The sequence below is a fragment of the Streptomyces sp. NPDC059355 genome, assembly GCF_042752335.1.
Taxonomy (GTDB): Bacteria; Actinomycetota; Actinomycetes; order Streptomycetales; family Streptomycetaceae; genus Streptomyces.
In genome coordinates this window covers 23,844-42,532 of record NZ_JBHYXN010000059.1, presented here as the reverse complement: position 1 = coordinate 42,532, position 18,689 = coordinate 23,844, and the positions used below count along the sequence as shown (strand labels likewise).

Annotated in this window: 20 protein-coding genes; 9 read left to right on the top strand and 11 right to left on the bottom strand. The window is 71.2% G+C overall.

What is annotated here, in order from left to right; translation table 11 throughout:
- Positions 1-133: 133 nt before the first annotated feature.
- Positions 134-844 (bottom strand): ABC transporter ATP-binding protein, encoded by a 711-nt coding sequence (locus ACFXGI_RS35255; protein ID WP_384715988.1) that lies wholly within the window; start codon positions 842-844, stop codon positions 134-136.
- Positions 841-1,929, bottom strand: coding sequence for an ABC transporter permease (locus tag ACFXGI_RS35250; protein WP_384715985.1), 1,089 nt, complete (start codon positions 1,927-1,929; stop codon positions 841-843). The genes ACFXGI_RS35255 and ACFXGI_RS35250 overlap by 4 nt, the downstream gene beginning before the upstream one ends.
- A gap of 134 nt (positions 1,930-2,063) precedes the next feature.
- On the opposite strand from ACFXGI_RS35250, the gene ACFXGI_RS35245 reads away from it, so the two are divergent.
- Together ACFXGI_RS35245 and ACFXGI_RS35240 are read left to right on the top strand one after the other, a co-directional pair.
- Positions 2,064-3,263 (top strand): sensor histidine kinase, encoded by a 1,200-nt coding sequence (locus tag ACFXGI_RS35245; protein WP_384715982.1) that lies wholly within the window; start codon positions 2,064-2,066, stop codon positions 3,261-3,263.
- Positions 3,263-3,892 (top strand): response regulator, encoded by a 630-nt coding sequence (locus ACFXGI_RS35240; protein WP_384715979.1) that lies wholly within the window; start codon positions 3,263-3,265, stop codon positions 3,890-3,892. The genes ACFXGI_RS35245 and ACFXGI_RS35240 overlap by 1 nt, the downstream gene beginning before the upstream one ends.
- Before the next feature lie 99 nt (positions 3,893-3,991).
- Here the strand turns inward: ACFXGI_RS35240 and ACFXGI_RS35235 are convergent, their stop codons facing one another.
- Positions 3,992-5,479 carry a PLP-dependent aminotransferase family protein gene (locus ACFXGI_RS35235; protein ID WP_384715976.1) on the bottom strand — a complete coding sequence of 496 codons (1,488 nt, stop codon included), beginning with the start codon at positions 5,477-5,479 and terminating at the stop codon, positions 3,992-3,994.
- 87 nt (positions 5,480-5,566) lie between these two features.
- Here ACFXGI_RS35235 and ACFXGI_RS35230 point away from each other — a divergent pair, with 87 nt between their 5' ends.
- From ACFXGI_RS35230 to ACFXGI_RS35215, 4 genes are all read left to right on the top strand, one after another.
- Entirely contained in the window at positions 5,567-5,806 is a 240-nt protein-coding gene (locus ACFXGI_RS35230; RefSeq protein WP_384715973.1) for a hypothetical protein, read from the top strand.
- The gene (locus ACFXGI_RS35225; protein ID WP_384715970.1) at positions 5,770-6,384 is read left to right on the top strand and encodes an NTP transferase domain-containing protein; all 615 of its coding nucleotides are present in this window, start codon (positions 5,770-5,772) and stop codon (positions 6,382-6,384) included. The genes ACFXGI_RS35230 and ACFXGI_RS35225 overlap by 37 nt, the downstream gene beginning before the upstream one ends.
- Positions 6,385-6,656: 272 nt before the next feature.
- Positions 6,657-8,285, top strand: a complete 1,629-nt coding sequence (gene aceB / locus ACFXGI_RS35220; protein WP_384715967.1) for a malate synthase A — start codon at positions 6,657-6,659, stop codon at positions 8,283-8,285.
- A gap of 349 nt (positions 8,286-8,634) precedes the next feature.
- Positions 8,635-9,756, top strand: coding sequence for a GDSL-type esterase/lipase family protein (locus ACFXGI_RS35215; RefSeq protein WP_384715964.1), 1,122 nt, complete (start codon positions 8,635-8,637; stop codon positions 9,754-9,756).
- 66 nt (positions 9,757-9,822) lie between these two features.
- Here the strand turns inward: ACFXGI_RS35215 and ACFXGI_RS35210 are convergent, their stop codons facing one another.
- Positions 9,823-10,419, bottom strand: a complete 597-nt coding sequence (locus ACFXGI_RS35210; RefSeq protein WP_384715961.1) for a TetR/AcrR family transcriptional regulator — start codon at positions 10,417-10,419, stop codon at positions 9,823-9,825.
- A gap of 114 nt (positions 10,420-10,533) precedes the next feature.
- Here ACFXGI_RS35210 and ACFXGI_RS35205 point away from each other — a divergent pair, with 114 nt between their 5' ends.
- Together ACFXGI_RS35205 and ACFXGI_RS35200 are read left to right on the top strand one after the other, a co-directional pair.
- Positions 10,534-11,358 (top strand): SDR family NAD(P)-dependent oxidoreductase, encoded by an 825-nt coding sequence (locus ACFXGI_RS35205; RefSeq protein ID WP_384715958.1) that lies wholly within the window; start codon positions 10,534-10,536, stop codon positions 11,356-11,358.
- 93 nt (positions 11,359-11,451) lie between these two features.
- Positions 11,452-12,069, top strand: coding sequence for a 3'-5' exoribonuclease domain-containing protein (locus ACFXGI_RS35200; RefSeq protein WP_384715955.1), 618 nt, complete (start codon positions 11,452-11,454; stop codon positions 12,067-12,069).
- A 95-nt stretch (positions 12,070-12,164) separates the two neighbouring features.
- On the opposite strand, the gene ACFXGI_RS35195 is transcribed toward ACFXGI_RS35200, so the two are convergent.
- The 7 genes from ACFXGI_RS35195 to ACFXGI_RS35165 all read right to left on the bottom strand — a co-directional run bounded on the left by ACFXGI_RS35195 (position 12,165) and on the right by ACFXGI_RS35165 (position 18,063).
- Complete coding sequence (locus ACFXGI_RS35195) at positions 12,165-13,550, bottom strand: nucleobase:cation symporter-2 family protein (protein ID WP_384715952.1); 1,386 nt, start codon at positions 13,548-13,550, stop codon at positions 12,165-12,167.
- Between the two features lie 297 nt (positions 13,551-13,847).
- The gene (locus ACFXGI_RS35190) at positions 13,848-15,251 is read right to left on the bottom strand and encodes an 8-oxoguanine deaminase (protein ID WP_384715949.1); all 1,404 of its coding nucleotides are present in this window, start codon (positions 15,249-15,251) and stop codon (positions 13,848-13,850) included.
- Positions 15,252-15,442: 191 nt separating this feature from the next.
- Positions 15,443-16,366, bottom strand: a complete 924-nt coding sequence (gene pucL, locus ACFXGI_RS35185; protein ID WP_384715946.1) for a factor-independent urate hydroxylase — start codon at positions 16,364-16,366, stop codon at positions 15,443-15,445.
- Between the two features lies 1 nt (position 16,367).
- The gene (uraH, locus tag ACFXGI_RS35180; protein WP_384715943.1) at positions 16,368-16,757 is read right to left on the bottom strand and encodes a hydroxyisourate hydrolase; all 390 of its coding nucleotides are present in this window, start codon (positions 16,755-16,757) and stop codon (positions 16,368-16,370) included.
- A gap of 2 nt (positions 16,758-16,759) precedes the next feature.
- Positions 16,760-17,278, bottom strand: a complete 519-nt coding sequence (gene uraD / locus ACFXGI_RS35175) for a 2-oxo-4-hydroxy-4-carboxy-5-ureidoimidazoline decarboxylase (RefSeq protein ID WP_384715940.1) — start codon at positions 17,276-17,278, stop codon at positions 16,760-16,762.
- Positions 17,279-17,431: 153 nt separating this feature from the next.
- Positions 17,432-17,815, bottom strand: coding sequence for a helix-turn-helix domain-containing protein (locus ACFXGI_RS35170; protein WP_229335832.1), 384 nt, complete (start codon positions 17,813-17,815; stop codon positions 17,432-17,434).
- Positions 17,812-18,063, bottom strand: a complete 252-nt coding sequence (locus ACFXGI_RS35165; RefSeq protein WP_384715936.1) for a hypothetical protein — start codon at positions 18,061-18,063, stop codon at positions 17,812-17,814. The genes ACFXGI_RS35170 and ACFXGI_RS35165 overlap by 4 nt, the downstream gene beginning before the upstream one ends.
- A 126-nt stretch (positions 18,064-18,189) precedes the next feature.
- On the opposite strand from ACFXGI_RS35165, the gene ACFXGI_RS35160 reads away from it, so the two are divergent.
- Positions 18,190-18,689 (top strand): TIM barrel protein (locus tag ACFXGI_RS35160; RefSeq protein ID WP_384715933.1); only part of this gene is annotated, 500 nt, incomplete at its 3' end.

The window sequence follows — 18,689 nt, the reverse complement described above, 5'->3', positions numbered from 1 at the left end:
CGATCCGGCACACCGTGGCGGGGGTGGTGTCGGGGGCCCTGCAGACCCACACCCCCGTGTTGGTCCGCCCCTACCCCCCGGCCCCGGGCCCCCTCCGACGAGGGGGCCGGGGCCCTGGCGTACGTGCGGGTGCTCAGGCGGCCGGGACCGTCTTGGACCCGGACACCTGCGGAGCCGCCCGCGTCAGGCGGCCGTCCGTCATGGTCGACGTCCGGTCCATCCGCTCCAGGTGGGCGTGGTCGTGGGTGACCAGCACCGTCGCGGTGGAGCGCTCGCGGGTCAGCGTGACTAGCAGGTCGAGGACGGCCGCCCCTCGCTCGTGGTCCAGGGCGCTCGTGGGCTCGTCGACCAGGAGCACCGCCGGCTCGTTCATCAGGGCGCGGGCGATGTTGACCCGCTGCCGCTGGCCGCCGGAGAGCTGGTGGGGCCGCTTGTCGGCCTTGTCGGCCAGCCCCACCGCGTCCAGCAGCTCCAGCGCCCGGCGGCGCAGGGTCCGCGCGGGGCGGCCCGACAGGTGGGCCATCACCTGGAGCTGCTCGGCGGCCGTCAGCGAGGCCAGCAGGTTCGGCTGCTGGAAGACGATCCCGATCTTCTCGCGGCGCAGGGCCGACTTCTCGGCCGCGCTCAGCCGGGCGGTGTCCTGGCCGGCCACCACCACCTGGCCGGAGTCCGGGGTGACCAGGGTGGCGGCGACGGCCAGCAGGCTGGACTTGCCGGATCCCGAGGGTCCTATCACCGCGCTCAAGGTGCCCGCGGGCACCTCCAGGCGGACCCGGTCGAGGGCGGTGAGCCGGCTCTCGCCGTCCGGGTAGGTGAGCGTGACGTCGTGCACGAGCAGGGTCATCGGGCGCTCCCGAGGGCGGTCAGGGGGTCGACGGCGGTGATCCGCCGGATGGACAGGGCCGCGCCCAGCGCGCCGAGCGCGATCATGATCGCGGCGGGCACCAGTACGGTCGCGGTGTCGAGGACGAAGGGCACGTCGCCCCCGCTGATCAGCGCACCGAATCCGGCGGCGAGCGCCGTACCGAGGCCGGTGCCGATCGCGAGCATGACGACGGCCTGGCCGAGGGCGTCCTTCAGCAGGTACGGGGTGGAGGCGCCCAGCGCCTTCAGCACGGCGATGTCGCCGCTGCGCTGGATCGTCCACACGGTGAAGAAGGCGCCTATGACCAGGGCGGAGATGACGAAGAGGAAGCCGCGCATCAGTTGCAGCGAGCCGTTCTCCGCCTGGTAGGACCCTATGGCGCCGAGCGCCTCGTCGATAGTCTGCGCCTCGGTGGCGGCGGCCGCGTCCCCGGCGGCGAGGTCGGCGGAAGCGGTGGTGTCGAGCGCGATCACGGTGGCGAGGGTGTCGATGGAGGTGCCGGGGTTGCCGATGCGCTGCCAGTCGTTCAGGTCCGTCCAGACGACCGGGGTGTGGCTGTAGGCGGCGGTGCCGGAGACGGCGGCCACGGTCAGCTCCAGCGGGCCGATCTTCAGTTTGCCGCCGGCGGTCAGGCCGCCGAGTTCCCGGGCGGCCTTCTCGGTGAGGACCACCCGCCCCTGGGCGAGGCCGCCGCCGCGGGGCGGGAGGGGGCCGGCCGGGTCGACGCCGAAGACGGAGACCGCGGCGGTGCGGGCGCCCGCGGACGCGTTGGTGGTGCGGATGCCGAGCGGCTCGGCGGACTTCACGCCGGGCTGTGCCCGCCAGGCCTGCCAGGCCTTCTCGGGCACCTGGGAGTTGGTGAAGGACACCTTCTGGTCGCCGGCGGGCGCGGCGAAGGCGAGGTGGCCGGCGGGCAGTCCGGTGACGGCCGAGATGTTCTCCCGGGCCAGGCCGGCGGTGAGCCCGGACAACAGGCCGACCAGCAGCGTGATCAGCAGTACGACCGAGCCCATGAGGGCGAAGCGGCCCTTGGCGAACCGTAGATCTCTCCATGCGACGAACATGATCCCCACCCTGGTCCTCCCCGTGGACACAAGGCATCGCACCACGGTAGCGATCCTGGTATCGAAGGACGCATCCGCACATCAAACTTTCGATTGACCGGGCGCCGCGCGTCCCCGCTTAGGCTGTCAAGGCCATGGCTGCCACTTCGGAACCCCCCGCTCCGCGTCCCCTGACCCCCGTCTCGCGCGTGCTGCGCCTGTGCCTGCACGCACTGCTGTTCGGCCTGCTCGCGCTGGCCGCCGGGCGGGCCGTCACCGACTCCGCGCCGTATGCCGGCGCGGTGGTCGCCGCGTGCGCGGTGCTGGCCGCCGTGTACGCCGCCGGCGTACTGGCCCCCTCGGTGCACCGCTCGCCGCGCGCCGCGGCGGTGTGGCTGGCCGCGCTGGGCGCGGCCTGGGCGGGGCTGCTGGCGATCTCCCCCGACGGGGTGTGGATCGCGTTCCCGCTGTACTTCCTGGAGCTGCACCTGCTGCGCCTGCGCTGGGGCATCGCGGCCGTCGCGGTGACGGCGTGCGCGGCGATCGGCGGCTTCCTGGCGCACGCGCAGGACAGCGCGGTCTCGCCGGGGGCCTTCCTCGGACCGCTGCTCGGCGGGGCCGTGGCGGTGGCGACCGTACTGGGCTACCAGGCGCTGTACCGCGAGAGCGAACGCCGCCGCGAGCTGATCGAGGAGCTCATCGCCACCCGCGCCGAACTGGCCGCGGCCGAGCGGGACGCCGGGATCCTGGCGGAGCGGGAGCGCCTGGCCCGCGAGATCCACGACACCCTGGCGCAGGGCCTGTCCTCGATCCAGCTCCTCCTGCGCGCGGCGGAACGATCACTCCCGCAGGACGCCCCGGCCCTGGAGCACATCGGCCGGGCCCGGGAGGCGGCCCAGGAGAACCTCGCCGAGGCGCGCCGCTTCGTACGGGCACTCACCCCTCCCGACCTGGAGCACGGGTCGCTCGCCGCCGCGCTGGAGCGGCTGTGCACGGCGGCTCCGGGGCCGCGCGTCCGGTTCTGCCTGAGCGGCGCGCCGCGGGTCCTGCCCACCCCGTACGAGGTCGCCCTGCTCCGCATCGCACAGTCGGCGCTGGCCAATGTCGTCCGGCACGCCCGCGCGGACCGCGCCGAGATCACCCTGACCTTCATGGACGCGTCGGTGACGCTGGACGTCGTGGACGACGGCACCGGCTTCGAACCCACCTCCGCCCCCTCCGGGGAGGGCGGCTTCGGCCTCCCGGCCATGCGCTCGCGGGCCGAGACCCTCGGCGGCCTGTTCACGGTCGAGTCCTCCCCCGGCCAGGGCACCGCCGTGGCCGTCACCCTGCCGCTGCCCCTGGAGGCATCCTGATGACGATCCGCCTGCTGCTGGCCGACGACCACCCGGTGGTCCGGGCCGGGCTGCGCGCGGTGCTGGACACCGAGCCGGACTTCGCGGTGGTCGCGGAGGCCGCCACCGCCGAGCGGGCGGTGGAACTGGCCGCCTCCGAGCCGGTGGACGTGGTCCTGATGGACCTCCAGTTCGGTACGGGCATGCACGGCTCGGCGGCGACGGCCGCGATCACGGCCCGGCCGGGGGCGCCCCGCGTCCTGGTGCTGACCACGTACGACACGGACGCGGACATCCTGGCGGCGGTGGAGGCGGGCGCGTCGGGCTACCTGCTGAAGGACGCCCCGCCGGAGGAGCTGGCGGCGGCGGTCCGCACGGCGGCGGCCGGCCAGTCGGCACTGGCCCCGGCGGTGGCGCTGCGCCTGATGGACCGCATGCGGATGCCGGCGGAGGCGCTGACGAAGCGGGAGCTGGAGGTGCTCCAGCTGGTCGCGGACGGCCTGTCGAACCAGCAGATCTCGAAGAAGCTCTTCCTGAGCCAGGCCACCGTCAAATCCCACCTGGTCCACATCTACGCGAAGCTGGGCGTCGACTCCCGCACGTCGGCGGTGGCCGCAGCCACCTCCCGGCGCCTGATCCGCACTCCGTAGCCGGGGGCGTCCCCGCGGACCGCCCGGCCCGTCGCCCGTCGCCCGTCGGATGCGGCCCGCACCCGCCGGGCACACGCACCCGCCGACCGCCGACCGCCCTCACGCCACCCAGTGCGGCCGCTCCACGGCCGGAGCCAGCGGGACGCCGTCGTGGAAAGCCGCCGCGAGGCGCCGTACGGCCTCGTCCAGCAGCTCCGGCCCCAGCGTGTACGGAATCCGCAGCCGATGCTCGAAGGTCCCCGGATCCACCCCGAACCGCGCCGCCCGCCCGATGTGCACGCCGCAGGCCCCCGCCCGCTCCGCCAGCGCCGAGCTGACCGGCTCCCCCAGGTCCACCCAGAGCGACAGCCCGCCCGGCCCCCGCTCCCACGACCACTCCGGGGTGTGCCGCTCGAGCGCCCGCTCCAACGCCTCCCGCTGCCCCCGCAGCTGCGCGAGCCGCGCCGGCAGCGTCGCGTCCAGCCCCTCCAGCAGCGGCTGCGCCACCAGCTGGTCCAGCACCGACCCCGTCATGTCCGCGGCCACCTTGACCGACGCCAGCTCGGTGATCATCTTCGCGGTGGCCCGTACCCACCCCACCCGCAGCCCGCCCCAGTGCGTCTTGCTGAGCGAGCCGATCGTCACGACGTGCTCCGCCCCACCTCTCGGCGCCAGCGAGGCCAGCGGCGCGGGCGCCGGCACGTCGAGGGCGATGTCGGCGATGGTCTCGTCGACCACCAGCCACGTCCCGGTCCGCCGCGTCGCGGCCAGCAGCCGCAGCCGCTGCTCCTGCGGCATCAGCAGGCCCGTCGGGTTGTGGAAGTCCGGGATGACGTACGCCAGCCTCGGCACGGTCTGCCGCAGCGTGGACTCGGCGATCTCCATGTCCCAGCCCGCGTCGGAGACCGCGATCGACCCGGTGCGCAGCCGTGCGTGCCGCAGTGCGTCGAGGGCGTTCGCGTACGTGGGGTTCTCGGTCACCACCCGGTCCCCGGGCCCGCACAGCAGGCTCACCACCAGCGAGAACGCCTGCTGGGCGCCGGCCGTGACCAGGATCTGCCCGGGGTGGGTCGCCAGCCCCCGCCGGGTGAACCGCTCGGCCACGGCGCTGCGCAGGTCGGGCAGCCCGAAGGGGTGGTAGCCGGGGCTCCGGGCGAGCCCCGGCAGCCGCGGCGCGGCCCGGGCGAGGGCCTCGGTGAGGCTGTCCTCGGGGGCGCCGAGGGCGGCGATGGCCAGGTCGATGCCGGGGTCGCCGTCGGCCTGGTAGCCGCCGGAGCCGAGCAGCAGGTGCGCGCCGACGGTGCCGTGGCCCTCGGGGAGCTCGGTCCAGGTGCCGGAGCCGCGCCGGCTGCGGACGTAGCCGCTCTCGCGCAACAGGTCGTAGGCCCCGGTGACGGTGGCGCGGCTGGCGCCGAGCGCCTCGGCGAGCTCGCGCTCGGCGGGCAGCCGTACGCGCAGGGCGATCCGGCCGTCGAGGATCAGCGTCCGCACGGCGTCGGCCAGGGACCGGTAGCCGGGGCGGGCCAGCACCTCGGAGGGCAGCAGCGTCGCGAGCTGGCGACTGCCGAGGGTTCTGTCCGCCGTCTGGACGACTCGCCCGTTTGCCATGCCAACCTCCCCCGATTGGCTCTGCCGACCAGGCCAATCGAAGTCCAGACTCGCGGTATCGGCCCCCGATTGGCAAGGAGAGCCCGCATGTCGGCCACGCAGACCCCACTGACCCCGCAGACCCCACCGACCCTGCGGACCCACCTGACCGACCGCGACGAACGCGCCCTGACGGCCGCCGTCGAGCACCGGATCTCCGAGCCGCTGCGCCTCGGGCCCGCCCTGGCCGCCGTACGACGCTTCCTGGCGCGGCGGCCGCGCGCCACGCCGCAGGAGCGAGAATCACTGACATGCCACCCACCACACACTCGACCCCGAGCCCGGTGATCGCGGGCCTGCTCCTCGCCGCCGGCGGCGGCCGACGCCTGGGGGGCCGCCCCAAGGCCCTGCTCGCGTACCGCGGCCGCCCGCTGGTCGAGAACGCCGTACGGGTGCTGCGCGAGGCGGGCTGCGGGCCGGTCCACGTGGTGCTCGGCGCCTCCGCGGCCGAGGTCCGCGAGCGGGCGGACCTGACCGGCTGCGTGGTCGTGGACAACCCGGACTGGGCGGAGGGCATGGGCTCTTCCCTGCGCGTCGGCCTCGCCTCGCTCGCCGGAACGGGCGCCCGCGCGGCCCTCGTCTCGCTGGTGGACCAGCCGGGCATCGGGCCGGCGGCCGTGGCCCGCGTCCGGGAGGCGTACCGCTCCCCCGCGAGCCTGGTGGCGGCGGCGTACGACGGGGACCGCGGGCATCCGGTGCTCTTCGGCTCGGACCGCTGGGCGGACATCGCGGCGACGGCGAAGGGGGACAAGGGCGCGCGGGTGCACCTGACAGATCACGCGGACGAGCTCACGCTGGTGGAGTGCGGGGACATCGCCGAGGCCTTCGACATCGACACCCCGCCCGACCTGGCACGACTTGCTTGAGCGGCGGCCGCGGGGCAGTTGAGCGGGCAGTGACGAAGGTGGCACTGAGGGCCACCGGGCGCAGGACTCTGTCGACTCGGAGAATCTCGACATCAACAAACCATTGAACTTCCACCATAAGGAAATTACTATCCATTGGTCAGAAGCGCCCTGAACCCCCAGACGGCGCCCGCGACCGTATCCGGAACTCTCCACACCCGACGGCACTGCGTGCCGTCCTGCGCGAGCATTCCCCGCGGCCGCCAGGCACCGCCGCTGAAGGAGTGACAGATATGTCCGCACCAGCGCCGTCATCGCTGGCCATCGTCGACGCCGAGCCCCTGCCCCGGCAGGACGAGGTCCTGACCGAGGCGGCCCTCGCGTTCGTGGCCGAGCTCCACCGGCGGTTCACGCCCCGCCGCGACGAGCTCCTCGCCCGCCGCGGTGAGCGCCGCGCCGAAATCGCCCGCACCTCCCACCTCGACTTCCTCCCGGACACCGCACAGGTCCGCGAGGGCGACTGGAAGGTCGCGCCGGCGCCGGCCGCGCTGAACGACCGCCGTGTGGAGATCACCGGTCCGACCGACCGCAAGATGACCGTCAACGCCCTGAACTCGGGCGCCAAGGTCTGGCTCGCCGATTTCGAGGACGCCTCCGCCCCCACCTGGGAGAACGTCGTCCTCGGCCAGCTCAACCTCATCGACGCCTACGAGCGCCGCATCGACTTCACCGACCCGCGCACGGGCAAGTCGTACGCCCTGAAGCCGGCCGAGCAGCTGGCGACCGTCGTGATGCGCCCGCGCGGCTGGCACCTGGAGGAGCGCCACCTCCAGGTCGAGGGCCGCCCGGTCCCCGGCGCGCTGGTCGACTTCGGCCTGTACTTCTTCCACAACGCCAAGCGGCTCATCGAGCTCGGCAAGGGCCCGTACTTCTACCTGCCGAAGACGGAGTCGCACCTGGAGGCGCGCCTCTGGAACGAGATCTTCGTCTTCTCGCAGGACTACGTCGGCATCCCGCAGGGCACGGTCCGCGCGACCGTCCTGATCGAGACCATCACGGCCGCGTACGAGATGGAGGAGATCCTCTACGAGCTGCGCGACCACGCGGCGGGCCTGAACGCGGGCCGCTGGGACTACCTGTTCTCGATCGTGAAGAACTTCCGCGACGGCGGCCAGAAGTTCGTCCTCCCGGACCGCAACGCGGTGACGATGACGGCCCCGTTCATGCGGGCGTACACCGAACTCCTGGTCCGCACCTGCCACAAGCGCGGCGCCCACGCCATCGGCGGCATGGCGGCCTTCATCCCGTCCCGCAAGGACGCCGAGGCCAACCGGGTCGCGTTCGAGAAGGTCAAGGCCGACAAGGACCGCGAGGCCGGCGACGGCTTCGACGGCTCGTGGGTGGCCCACCCCGACCTGGTCCCGATCGCGATGGCCTCCTTCGACGCGGTCCTCGGCGAGAAGCCGAACCAGAAGGAGCGGCTGCGCGAGGACGTCTCGGTGGCCCCGGGCGAGCTCATCGCGATCGACTCGCTGGACGCGAAGCCGACGTACGAGGGCCTGCGCAACGCCGTCCAGGTCGGCATCCGCTACATCGAGGCCTGGCTGCGCGGCCTGGGCGCCGTCGGCATCTTCGGCCTGATGGAGGACGCGGCCACGGCCGAGATCTCCCGCTCGCAGATCTGGCAGTGGATCAACGCCGGTGTCGTCTTCGAGCACGACGGCGAACCCGTGACGGCCACCGCGGACCTCACCCGCGAGCTCGCCGCCGGGGAACTGGCCGCGATCCGCGCCGAGATCGGCGAGGAGGCCTTCGCGGCCGGAAAGTGGCAGCAGGCCCACGACCTCCTCCTCCAGGTCTCCCTGGACGCGGACTACGCGGACTTCCTCACCCTCCCGGCGTACGACCAGCTGGTCGGCTGACCCACACCACCCGAACCCCACCTCCGCCCCCCAGGCCCCAGGCCTCGGGGGCGGAGGTGTTTGCGGAACTCGGCCGCGGAGGAACTCGGCCGCGGAAGCGGAACGTTGACGGCCCGAACGACCGGTCGGTTGTTACTCCATCGTAACTTTCCTGTACCTAGCGGTAACAACGCGCGCCGTGTCACCTTTCCGATGCCACCGGCCGGCGGTACCCCCACTTTCCCAGCCATGCACCGGAGTTCTCTTCGGATCGGGCATGGCCGACCGCAGGAGTTCCGCCGTGATCGGATTCCGCAACGCCAGCAAAGACCGGACCCGTAGTCGAGTGCGACGGCTCGCCGGGGCCGGCATGGTTCTGCCGCTCGCCGCCGGCGCCCTGGTCGCCGGCTCTGCCGGGACCTCCGTGGCCAGTCCCGGGGCCGGGCCCACCGCCGTGGTGTCCATGGGCGACAGCTACATCTCCGGCGAGGCCGGCCGCTGGAAGGGCAACAGCCTGACCAACAGCGGGAATCGCACCGGGACGGACCGCGCCTGGGTCTCCGGGAACACCTACGACCCCGCCAAGGTGTACGGCAGCACCGCCGGGGGCTGCCACCGCTCCGACTCCGCCGAGGTCAAGAGCGCCGGAGCCATCACCGACGTGGCCGTGAACCTGGCCTGCTCCGGGGCGACTTCCGAGAACGTCTTCCGCGCCTCCAACGGCGGCGTGGCGTTCAAGGGCGAGGCCCCGCAGGCCGATCAGCTCGCCACCGTGGCCCGGGCCGACAACGTCAAGGTCATCGCCCTGTCCATCGGCGGCAACGACCTCGGCTTCGCCGACATCATCAAGGACTGCGCCCTCGACTTCGTCCTGTGGAACTCGTACTGCTACGACGACCAGCAGTACGGAGTGGACGAGAAGATGGACGCGGTGATGGCGAACGTCGGCAAGTCGGTGGACGAGATCCGCGCCGTAATGCGGGCCGCCGGGTACACCGACTCCGCGTACCGGATCGTGCTCCAGTCCTACCCGTCGCCGATCCCCCGCGGCGCCGAGAACCGGTACACGCAGAGCGACTGGAGCCGCCTGAACACCGGCGGCTGCCCGTTCTGGAACCGGGACTCCGACTGGGCGCGCGATTCGCTCGTGCCGCAGATCGCGGGCCGCCTCAAGGGGGTCGCCGCCGCCAAGGGCGTGCAGTTCCTGGACCTGAGGGACATGATGCAGGGCCGCGAGGTGTGCGCGAAGTCCAGCAAGCAGGTGAGCAGCTCGGCGCCCGCTTCGGCGAAGACGAGCGAGTGGGCGCGCTGGATCGACAGCAGCGAGACGCAGGGACTGGTCCAGGAGTCCATGCATCCGAACCACTTCGGCCAGCTGGCGCTCGGGCGCTGCCTGAACCTCGCCGTCGCGCAGCCCCCGAACTCCGCCTCCAGCTGCAAGAACACCGCCGGAGCGGACCAGACGGGCATGTTCCTGACGTCCGCCCCCTGATACCTGCGCCCGGTTCCGGGTCCGGGGCGTCCGCGGAGCCTTCCGCGGACGCCCTTATCCGTTCGCTCAGCCGCGTACGGCGGCCAGCGCCTCGTCGTACAGGGCCGTCAGGTCGGCGCTGCCGCCGCTGCGGACCCAGGCCTCGGTGGCGGCGTCCACGCAGGCGAAGACGGTGGCGGTCACCGCCGCGGCGCGCACCTGCGGGACCGGGCCCTCCCCGGCGGCCATCCGGGCCGTGACGGCGGGCTGGACCAGCTCCTGCCAGCGCAGCCGCTTCTGCGTGTAGCGGGCGCGCAGCGGCGGGGTGTGGAAGATCAGCGTCGTGATCTCCAGCAGCTGCCCGGGGTCTCCGTGCGCCTCCATGAGCACCTCGAAACCGGCGCGCAGGGCCTCCCACGGGGTGGCGGCAGCCGGCTGGGCCTCCACCGTCGCGCGCAGCAGCTCCCCGAGCTCCTCCTGCTCGCCGCAGACGATGTCCTCCTTGGTACCGAAGTACCGGAACAGCGACCGCTGGGAGATGCCCGCCTCCTTGGCGATCTGCGCGATGGTCGTGGCCTCGTACCCCTGCTCGGCGAAGAGCCGCATGGCGGTGTCGAAGATGCTCGCGACCACGGCCTGCCGGGAGCGGTCCCACAGGCTCGGCTGCGTTGCGGTTGTCCCCATCGGGCCAGCATATAGGCGGACCGCCAGTCCGACGCTTACTGTCCGCTTGGCAGTCACTGCCACGCGGGCATACAATGATGACAAGACGTTGTCATCCCATGGGCAGGAGCCACTGTGAACGCGGTCGACTACCGAGGCAGGACCACCCTGATCACCGGCGCGAGCTCGGGCCTGGGCGCCGAGTTCGCACGCCAGCTCGCCGCGCGGGGATCCGACCTCGTGCTCGTCGCCCGCCGGGAGGACCGCCTGAAGGCGCTCGCCGCACAGCTGTCGGCGGCGCACGGCGTCAAGGTGGAGCCGCTCGCCATGGACCTGGCCGTCGACGGGTGCGGCGAGCTGCTGGCCGCCGAGGTCGAGCGGCGCGGGATCACGGTCTCCAGCGTCATCAACAACGCCGGCTTCGGCACGTTCGGGCTCTTCCACGAGGAGGATCCGCAGCGGGTCCGCCAGGAGGTGGCCCTCGACGTGACGGCCGTCGTCGACATCAGCCGGGCCTTCATCGGCCCGCTGCGCAGCCGCGGCGAGGGCGTCCTGGTCAACCTCGCCAGCGCGGCCGCCTACCAGCCCGTCCCGAACATGGCCGTCTACGGCGCCACCAAGGCCTTCGTGCTCAGTTTCACCGAGGCCCTCTGGCAGGAGTCCCGGGGCACCGGACTGCGGGTCATGGCGCTGTCGCCCGGCGCGACGAAGACGGAGTTCTTCGACGTCGTCGGCACGGAGGACGCCGCCGCCGGTGGCAGGATGCAGACCTCGGAGGAGGTCGTGCGGACCGCGCTGAAGGCGCTGGACCGGCGGAACCCGCCGCCGAGCGTGGTGTCCGGGGCGATGAACCGGATCATGGCCCTCAGCGGGCGGTTCGCGAGCCGCCGCACGGTCGTACGGATCGTGGGCCGGATGACCTCGCCGCGGACCCCCGCGCGGACCAAGGCCGCGGCCTAGGAGTCACCGCGCAGGAGCCGCCGCGCAGGGGCTCCCGCCCGCCCGGAAACAAACCGGATGACCGCAGCGGCGCGGGCAGGCATGATCCCCCTCATGTCCGCCCGCACCGCACGCCCCAGCCTCTACATCTCCGTCGACATCGAGGCCGACGGCCCGATCCCCGGCCCCTACTCGATGATCAGCTTCGGGGCCGCCGTGGCGGGGCGGCAGGACGGCGCTTCGTATACGGCCGCCGACCCGGAGCGGCACACCTTCTACCGCGAACTCCGCCCGATCAGCGACCAGTACGTCCCCGAGGCGCTCGCCGTCAGCGGGCTCGACCGGGACCGGCTGCTCCGGGAGGGCGCCGAACCCGCGGCGGCCATGGCGGAGTTCCGCGCCTGGGTACGGGAGGTCTCCGCCGAGGCCGGGGCGCAGCCCGGGATGTGCGGCTATCCGGCCCCCTTCGACTGGACCTTCCTGTACTGGTACTTGATGAACTTCGGCGGCGACAGCCCCTTCGGGCACTCCGGCTGCCTCGACATGAAGACCCTGTACGCGACGAAGGCGCGGGTACCGCTGCGCGCGGCGGTCAAGGGCCGGATGCCGCGCGAACTGCTCTCCGCCCGCCGGCACACCCACCACGCGCTGGAGGACGCCGTCGAGCAGGCGGAGCTGATGAGCAATCTCATGCTCTGGACCCCTCCGTCCACCGCCGGCCCCGCCGGCTGACGGGAGGACGGGAGGACGGGAGGACGGCCGGTGCGTACGCCACACCCGCAGTGGGTGGCGTACGCACCGGCCGCGGGCGGCCCGCAGGGGCCGGGTCAGTGCACCGGGACCGGCTCCGGCGAGGCCGCCGAGGACCGCTGGGCGCCGAAGTGGTTGAAGGCCAGGTTGAGTGCGATGGCCACCACGCAGCCGGTGCTGATGCCGGAGTCCAGGACGACCAGCAGGTCCTTCGGGAACGCGTGGTAGAACTCCGGCGCCGCGATCGGGATCAGGCCGATGCCGACCGAGGCGGCGACGATCAGGGCGTTCTCGCCCTTCTCCATGGCGGCGCCCGCCAGGGTCTGGATGCCGCTGGCCGCGACCGAGCCGAACAGGACGATGCCGGCGCCGCCGAGGACCGGCAGCGGGACCACTCCGATGACGGAGGCCGCCATCGGGCACAGGCCCAGCAGGATCAGGATGCCGCCGCCCGCGGCGACGACGAACCGGCTGCGCACCTTGGTCATCGCCACGAGCCCGATGTTCTGCGCGAAGGCGCTGCACATGAAGCCGTTGAACAGCGGGCTGAGCGCGCTGCCGAGCGTGTCGGCGCGCAGTCCGCCCTCGATGGTCTTCGCGTCCGCCGGCCGGCCCACGATCTTGCCCAGCGCCAGGATGTCGGCGGTGGACTCGGTCATGCACACCAGCATCACGATGCACATGGAGACGATCGCCGCGACCTGGAACTGCGGTGCGCCGAAGTGGAACGGGGTCGGGAAGCCCACCAGGGAGGCGTTCTTGACGGAGTCGAAGCTGGTCATCCCCAGCGGGAGCGCGATCAGCGTGCCCGCCACCAGGCCGAGCAGGATCGAGATCTGCTGCAGGAAGCCGCGCAGGAACTTGCGCATCAGCAGCACGATGACGAGGGTGACGGCCGCCATGCCGATGTTCTTCATCGAGCCGTAGTCGGTGGCGGTCCGGTTGCCGCCCTGCGACCAGTTGAAGGCCACCGGCAGCAGGGACACGCCGATCAGGGTGATGACCGTACCGGTGACGACCGGCGGGAAGAAGCGGACGAGCTTCCCGAAGTACGGGGCGGCGAAGAAGCCGACGACCCCCGCGACCATGATCGCGCCGAAGATGACGGGGATGGCGTCCGCGCCTTCCCCCTTGCCTATGGCGATCATGGGGGTCACACCGGCGAACGAAACGCCGTTGACGAAGGGGAGTTTGGCGCCGATCTTCCAGAAACCGAGGGTCTGGAGGAGGGTGGCGAGGCCGGCGGTGAAGAGCGAGGCGCCCATCAGGAACGCCGTCTCGGTCGCGGAGAGTCCGACGGCAGGGCCGACGATCATGGGCGGGGCGACGACACCCGCGTACATGGCGGCCACGTGCTGGAGGCCGCTCGTGAACATCTTCAGAGGAGGCAGGGTCTCGTCGACCGGGTGCTTCTCCTCCGGTACTGCGACTGCATCTTTGCGAAACCTGGGCGTGTGGGCCACGGCTTCCTCCGGTCGGGTAACACGTCGGCAGGGACGTGGGTGTCTTGGAGGTGGTGCGAACGCTGTGCGAGTCGAGCCGGTATGGAGTTGTGGGTGTGATGTGGGGGGGTGCTTCTTGCTCAGAAGGTGCGGAAACGATTCGCCCAAACCGTTCCGGCCAAGCAGTGGCACGAGTCACCGCCCCCGGGAACGCCCTCGGAAAAACCTCGGGCGCTTCCCGGGAACAGCTGCCGCGGACCCCGCTCGGGTCCGCGGCGACCGGCCGGGGGCCGTCCCCCCCGGCCGGACTCCGGGGGATCAGCCCTGCGCGGTGATGCGCGCCAGGCGCTGGGCCTCTTCGCGGGTGGACACGGCGATGGCGTCCTCGTCGGCGAAGAGGAGCCGGTTGTTCTCGACGATCTGCCTGCCGTTGACGAACGACGCCGTCACCGGGGCGGCCGCACCGAAGACCAGCGCGGTGACCGGGTCGGCGATCGAGGAGTGCAGGAAGGTGCTGATGTTCCAGAGCACCAGGTCGGCGCACTTGCCGGCTTCCAGCGAACCGATGTTGTCGCTGCGGCCGAGGACCTGCGCGCCGCCGTACGTACCGAGGCGCAGGGCCTGGCGGGCGTTGAGCGCGGCCTCGCGGTGGACCGGGTTCAGCCGGTTGATGAGCAGCGCGTTGCGCAGCTCGGTGTGCAGCTCACCGGACTCGTTGGAGGCGGTGCCGTCCACGCCGAGGCCGACCGGTACGCCGGCGGCCAGCATGTCCGGGACGCGGGCGATGCCGGCGGCCAGACGGGCGTTGGAGGAAGGGCAGTGCGCGACACCGGTCTTGGTACGGGCGAACGCGGCGATGTCGGAGTCGTTCATGTGGACGCTGTGCGCCATCCACACGTCCTCGCCGAGCCAGCCGGTCGACTCGAAGTAGTCGGTCGGGCCCATGCCGAAGAGCTCGTGGCAGAACTTCTCCTCCTCGACGGTCTCGCTGCCGTGCGTGTGCATGCGCACACCGAGGCGGCGGGCCAGCTCGGCGCCCTGCTTCAGCAGCTCGGTGGAGACCGAGAAGGGGGAGCAGGGGGCGACGGCGACCTGCGTCATCGCGTCGAAGGAGGCGTCGTGGTACTTCTTCACGGTCGCCTCGGTGTCGGCGAGCGCACCTTCGAGGGTCTCGACGGCGTGGTCCGGCGGCAGGCCGCCGTCCTTCTCGCTGCGGTCCATCGAACCGCGGGCGAGGGTGAAGCGGACGCCCATCTCGGACGCGGCGCGGATGATCGAGCCGGAGAGGTCGCCGGCGCCCTTCGGGTACACGTAGTGGTGGTCCATCGCGGTGGTGACACCACCGCGGGCCATCGCGGCGAGGGAGCCCTGGGCGGCCGTGTAGGCCATCTGCTCGTCGATGCGCGCCCACGTCGGGTACAGCGCGACGAGCCAGTTGAAGAGGTTGTGGTCGGTGGCCAGGCCACGCGTGATCCACTGGTAGAAGTGGTGGTGCGTGTTGACCAGACCGGGAGTCACGAGGTGCCCGGTGCCGTCGATGCGGCGGACGACGTTGTCGAGGTTCTCGGGGGCCTTGCCCGCACCGATGGACTCGATCTTGTTGCCGGCGATGACGATGTGACCCGAGGCGTACTCGGTGTCGTTCGCATCGACGGTTGCGATCGCGCAGTTCTCGATGACGATGCGCTCTACTGCGCCGTCCTGGGCTGCCGATGCTGCCATGGGACTTCCTCGTGCTTTCAGTGGCGGTGCGGGCACGGCAAAACCCAGGGGATTTGAGTGCCGGAGCCGGGGGCCTGACAGCTGACAGTACTGTCGCCCCGTGTGTTGCGTCCGGGTGCCGATTCAGGAAGTGGGAGGCGTGTCGTGCGGTCCCGGGGCCACTGCGGGGCCCCGGGACGCGCGTACCGCGCTCAGAGGTTGGTCATGTCCACGGGGATGCGGGCGTCGACGCCGTCCCTCAGGATCGTGGCCTCGATCAGACCGTACGGACGGTCCGCGGCGAAGTAGACCTCATTGTCGTTCTTGAGGCCGAAGGGCTCCAGGTCGACGAGGAAGTGGTGCTTGTTCGGGAGCGAGAAGCGGACCTCGTCGATCTCCGAACGGTGGTTGATGATGCGCGAACCCATCTGGTACAGGGTCTGCTGCAGCGAGAGGGAGTAGGTCTCCGCGAAGGCCTGGAGCATGTGCTTCCTGGTCTCGGCGTAGGACTTCTCCCAGTTGGGCATCCGCTGCTCGTCGTCGGTCCAGTTGAAGCGCCAGCGACCCGACACCTGGGTGGCCAGGATGCGGTCGTACGCCTCCTGAAGGGTCGTGTACTTGTCCTTCACGTAACCCCAGAACTCGGAGTTCGTGGAGTTCATGACGATCAGGTCCTTGAGGCCGGAGATGACCTCCCAGTTCTGGCCGTCGTACGTGATCTGGGTGACGCGGGTCTCCATGCCCTTGCGGACGAAGGAGTGGTTCACCTCGTCGGAGCCGATGAACTTGGAGTTGGCGTCCGAGGTGGCGATCCGGTCCCAGGCGTACTCCTCGATCCGGATGCGCGCCTTCTGGATCGGCTCCTGGCTGTTCACGAACCAGCGCGCCAGGTGGATGCCGAACTGCTCGGCGGACTCGATGCCGTACTCCTTGGCGAACGCGTACACCGTGTTCTTGGTGGTGTCCGTCGGCAGGACGTTGGCGTTCGAGCCGGAGTAGTGGACGTCGTCCATGTCGCCGGAGAGGGCGACCGAGACGTTCAGGTCCTTGATGTGGTGGGTGTCGCCGTCCCGCGTGATCTTGACGACGCGGTTCTCTGCTTTGCCGTACTGGTTCTGGCCCAGAATCGTGGCCATGCTAGCTCCCTCGGTAAACGGAGTAGCCGAACGGGTTGAGCAGCAGCGGTACGTGGTCGTGCTCGCCCGGGTTCACCGCGAAGGTGATGGTGACCTCGGGGAAGAACGCACCGCTGTCCCTTACGCGGGGGGCGTCCTGCTGCGCCTCGGCTTGCTTCTTGAAGAAGTACGTCTCGGTCTCGAAATCGAGACGCACGTGGGTGGTGCCCTCCGGCAGCGCCGGCAGGTCCTTGCATCGCCCGTCCGCATCGGTGGCGGAGCCGCCCAGGGCCGCCCACTCGCCGTCGAGACCCGTACGGGCCGACAGGGAGATGGCGACGCCCTCGGCGGGGCGTCCGATGCTGGTGTCCAGGATGTGCGTGGACACCGACGCGGTGGTCTCGGTGCTCATGCTCACGCTCCTTCTTCTGCGAGTTCGAGGAGGCGGGTCAGTCGGATCCGGTTGATCTTCACCAGCTCGCCGCGGGCGATCTCCCGCTCCCGCTCCGGCGAATTGTCGATCCGGACCTTGACCGCGTCCCGCATGAACTCACCGGTCGCACCGGTGGCGCAGATGAGGAAGACGTGGCCGAACTTCTCCTGGTACGCCAGGTTCAGTTCGAGGAGCTCGTTCTTGAGCTCCTCCGAGGCGCCGGCCATGCCGCGCTGCTCGCGGGCGGAGGTCGGGTCTCCCGGCTTCGGCCGGCCGATCGGCGCGTGGCCTCCCATCGCCTCGGCCAGGTCCTCGGCGGTGAGCTCCGCCATGGCGGACTCGTTGGCCGAAAACAGGGCTTCGGCTCCGGCGAAGGGGCGCTGCGCGAGCAGCTTGCCGCCCCACGCCGAACTGGCGCACACCTCGTGCAGCTCGGCCGTGGCCGCACTGTCGTCCAAGGCGTTGAACCGGGTGAGACCCGGGGTCGGACTCGAAGTCACGGTAGGCCTCCGTGGCCTGTTGTTGCTTGACGGGCTGCGCATAGCTAACGCCCTCGACAACACGGCGTCAACACTTTGTTGAAACTTCCCGTACACAAAAGCCGCCGCCCGGATGAATCGGGCGGCGGCTCGTCACTATGGGTCAGGCGGGTTTCACGCCTGGTTGTCCTTGTTCGCGTTTTCCCTGTTCAGGTAGTTGTAGACCGTGAAACGGCTGACGCCCAAGGCGCCCGCGACCGTCTCCACACCGTGTCGCACGGAGAAGGCGCCCCGCGCCTCCAGTATCCGTACGACGTCCTGCTTGGTCTTCCGGTCGAGCTGTGACAACGGTACGCCGTGCCGGCGCTCCAGCGCCGCCAGGATCCGCTCCAGCGAGTCGGACAGCTGGGGCAGCCGCACGGCCAGCAGGTCCTGGCCCTCCCAGCTGAGCACGACGTCGTCGGGCTGCGCCAGGGCCGGATCCATCAGCTCGCCGCCCATCGCGTCGACCAGCGGCTTGACCGCGGTGACGAACGGGTGGTCGCGGGGCTCGGTCATGGGGTGTCCTCCCCGATCACGTTGACCTGGAGCGAGACGCGCGTGGCGCCGGACTCCAGCGAGTCGCGCAGCAGCGCGGCCACCGCGGTCAGCACCGCGTCGGCTTCACCCTCGGCGGTATTGCCGAACGGGCCCACGTCGACCGCGTCCAGTCGGGCCTTCTGGATGACCTCGCGAGCGGCCACGGCATGGGCGGGGGCCTCTTCGAGATCGAAGGGCTCGGTCGTGAACTCCACTCTCAATCGCACGCTGGTCAAGCTACCTCCCGGTCATGATTTTTCGGCAGTCCGGGCTTGACATCCACGCAGAAGCCCATGCAGTCTTCCATCAAGCAGAAACTAACTTCCGCAATACGGAAGGAGCGCACACCCCTCATGGGATACACGGACCAGCGCTTCGATGTGAACCTTTCGATCCTCTTCACGGAACTCCCGCTTCTGGAGCGTCCCGCGGCAGCCGCCGCGGCGGGCTTCACGGCGGTCGAGCTGTGGTGGCCCTGGATCGAGACCCCCACCCCCGCTCAGGCGGAGCTCGACGCCCTCAAGAAGGCTCTTGAGGACGCCGGCACGCAGCTGGTGGGCCTGAACTTCTACGCCGGCCGACTGCCGGGCCCGGACCGCGGCGCGGTCTCGGTACCCGGAGAGGAGTCGGACCGCTTCAACGCCAACATCAACGTGGCCGCGGACTTCGCCGCCTCGGTGGGCTGCAGGGCGCTGAACGCCCTGTACGGCAACCGCGTCGAGGGCGTGGACCCGGCCGTCCAGGACGGGCTCGCCCTGGAGAACCTGGTCGTGGCGGCCCGGGCCGCCGCCCGCGGCGGCGCGGTCCAGCGGATGGAGAACCACAACAAGCCCCAGTCCCCCCACGACCCGCG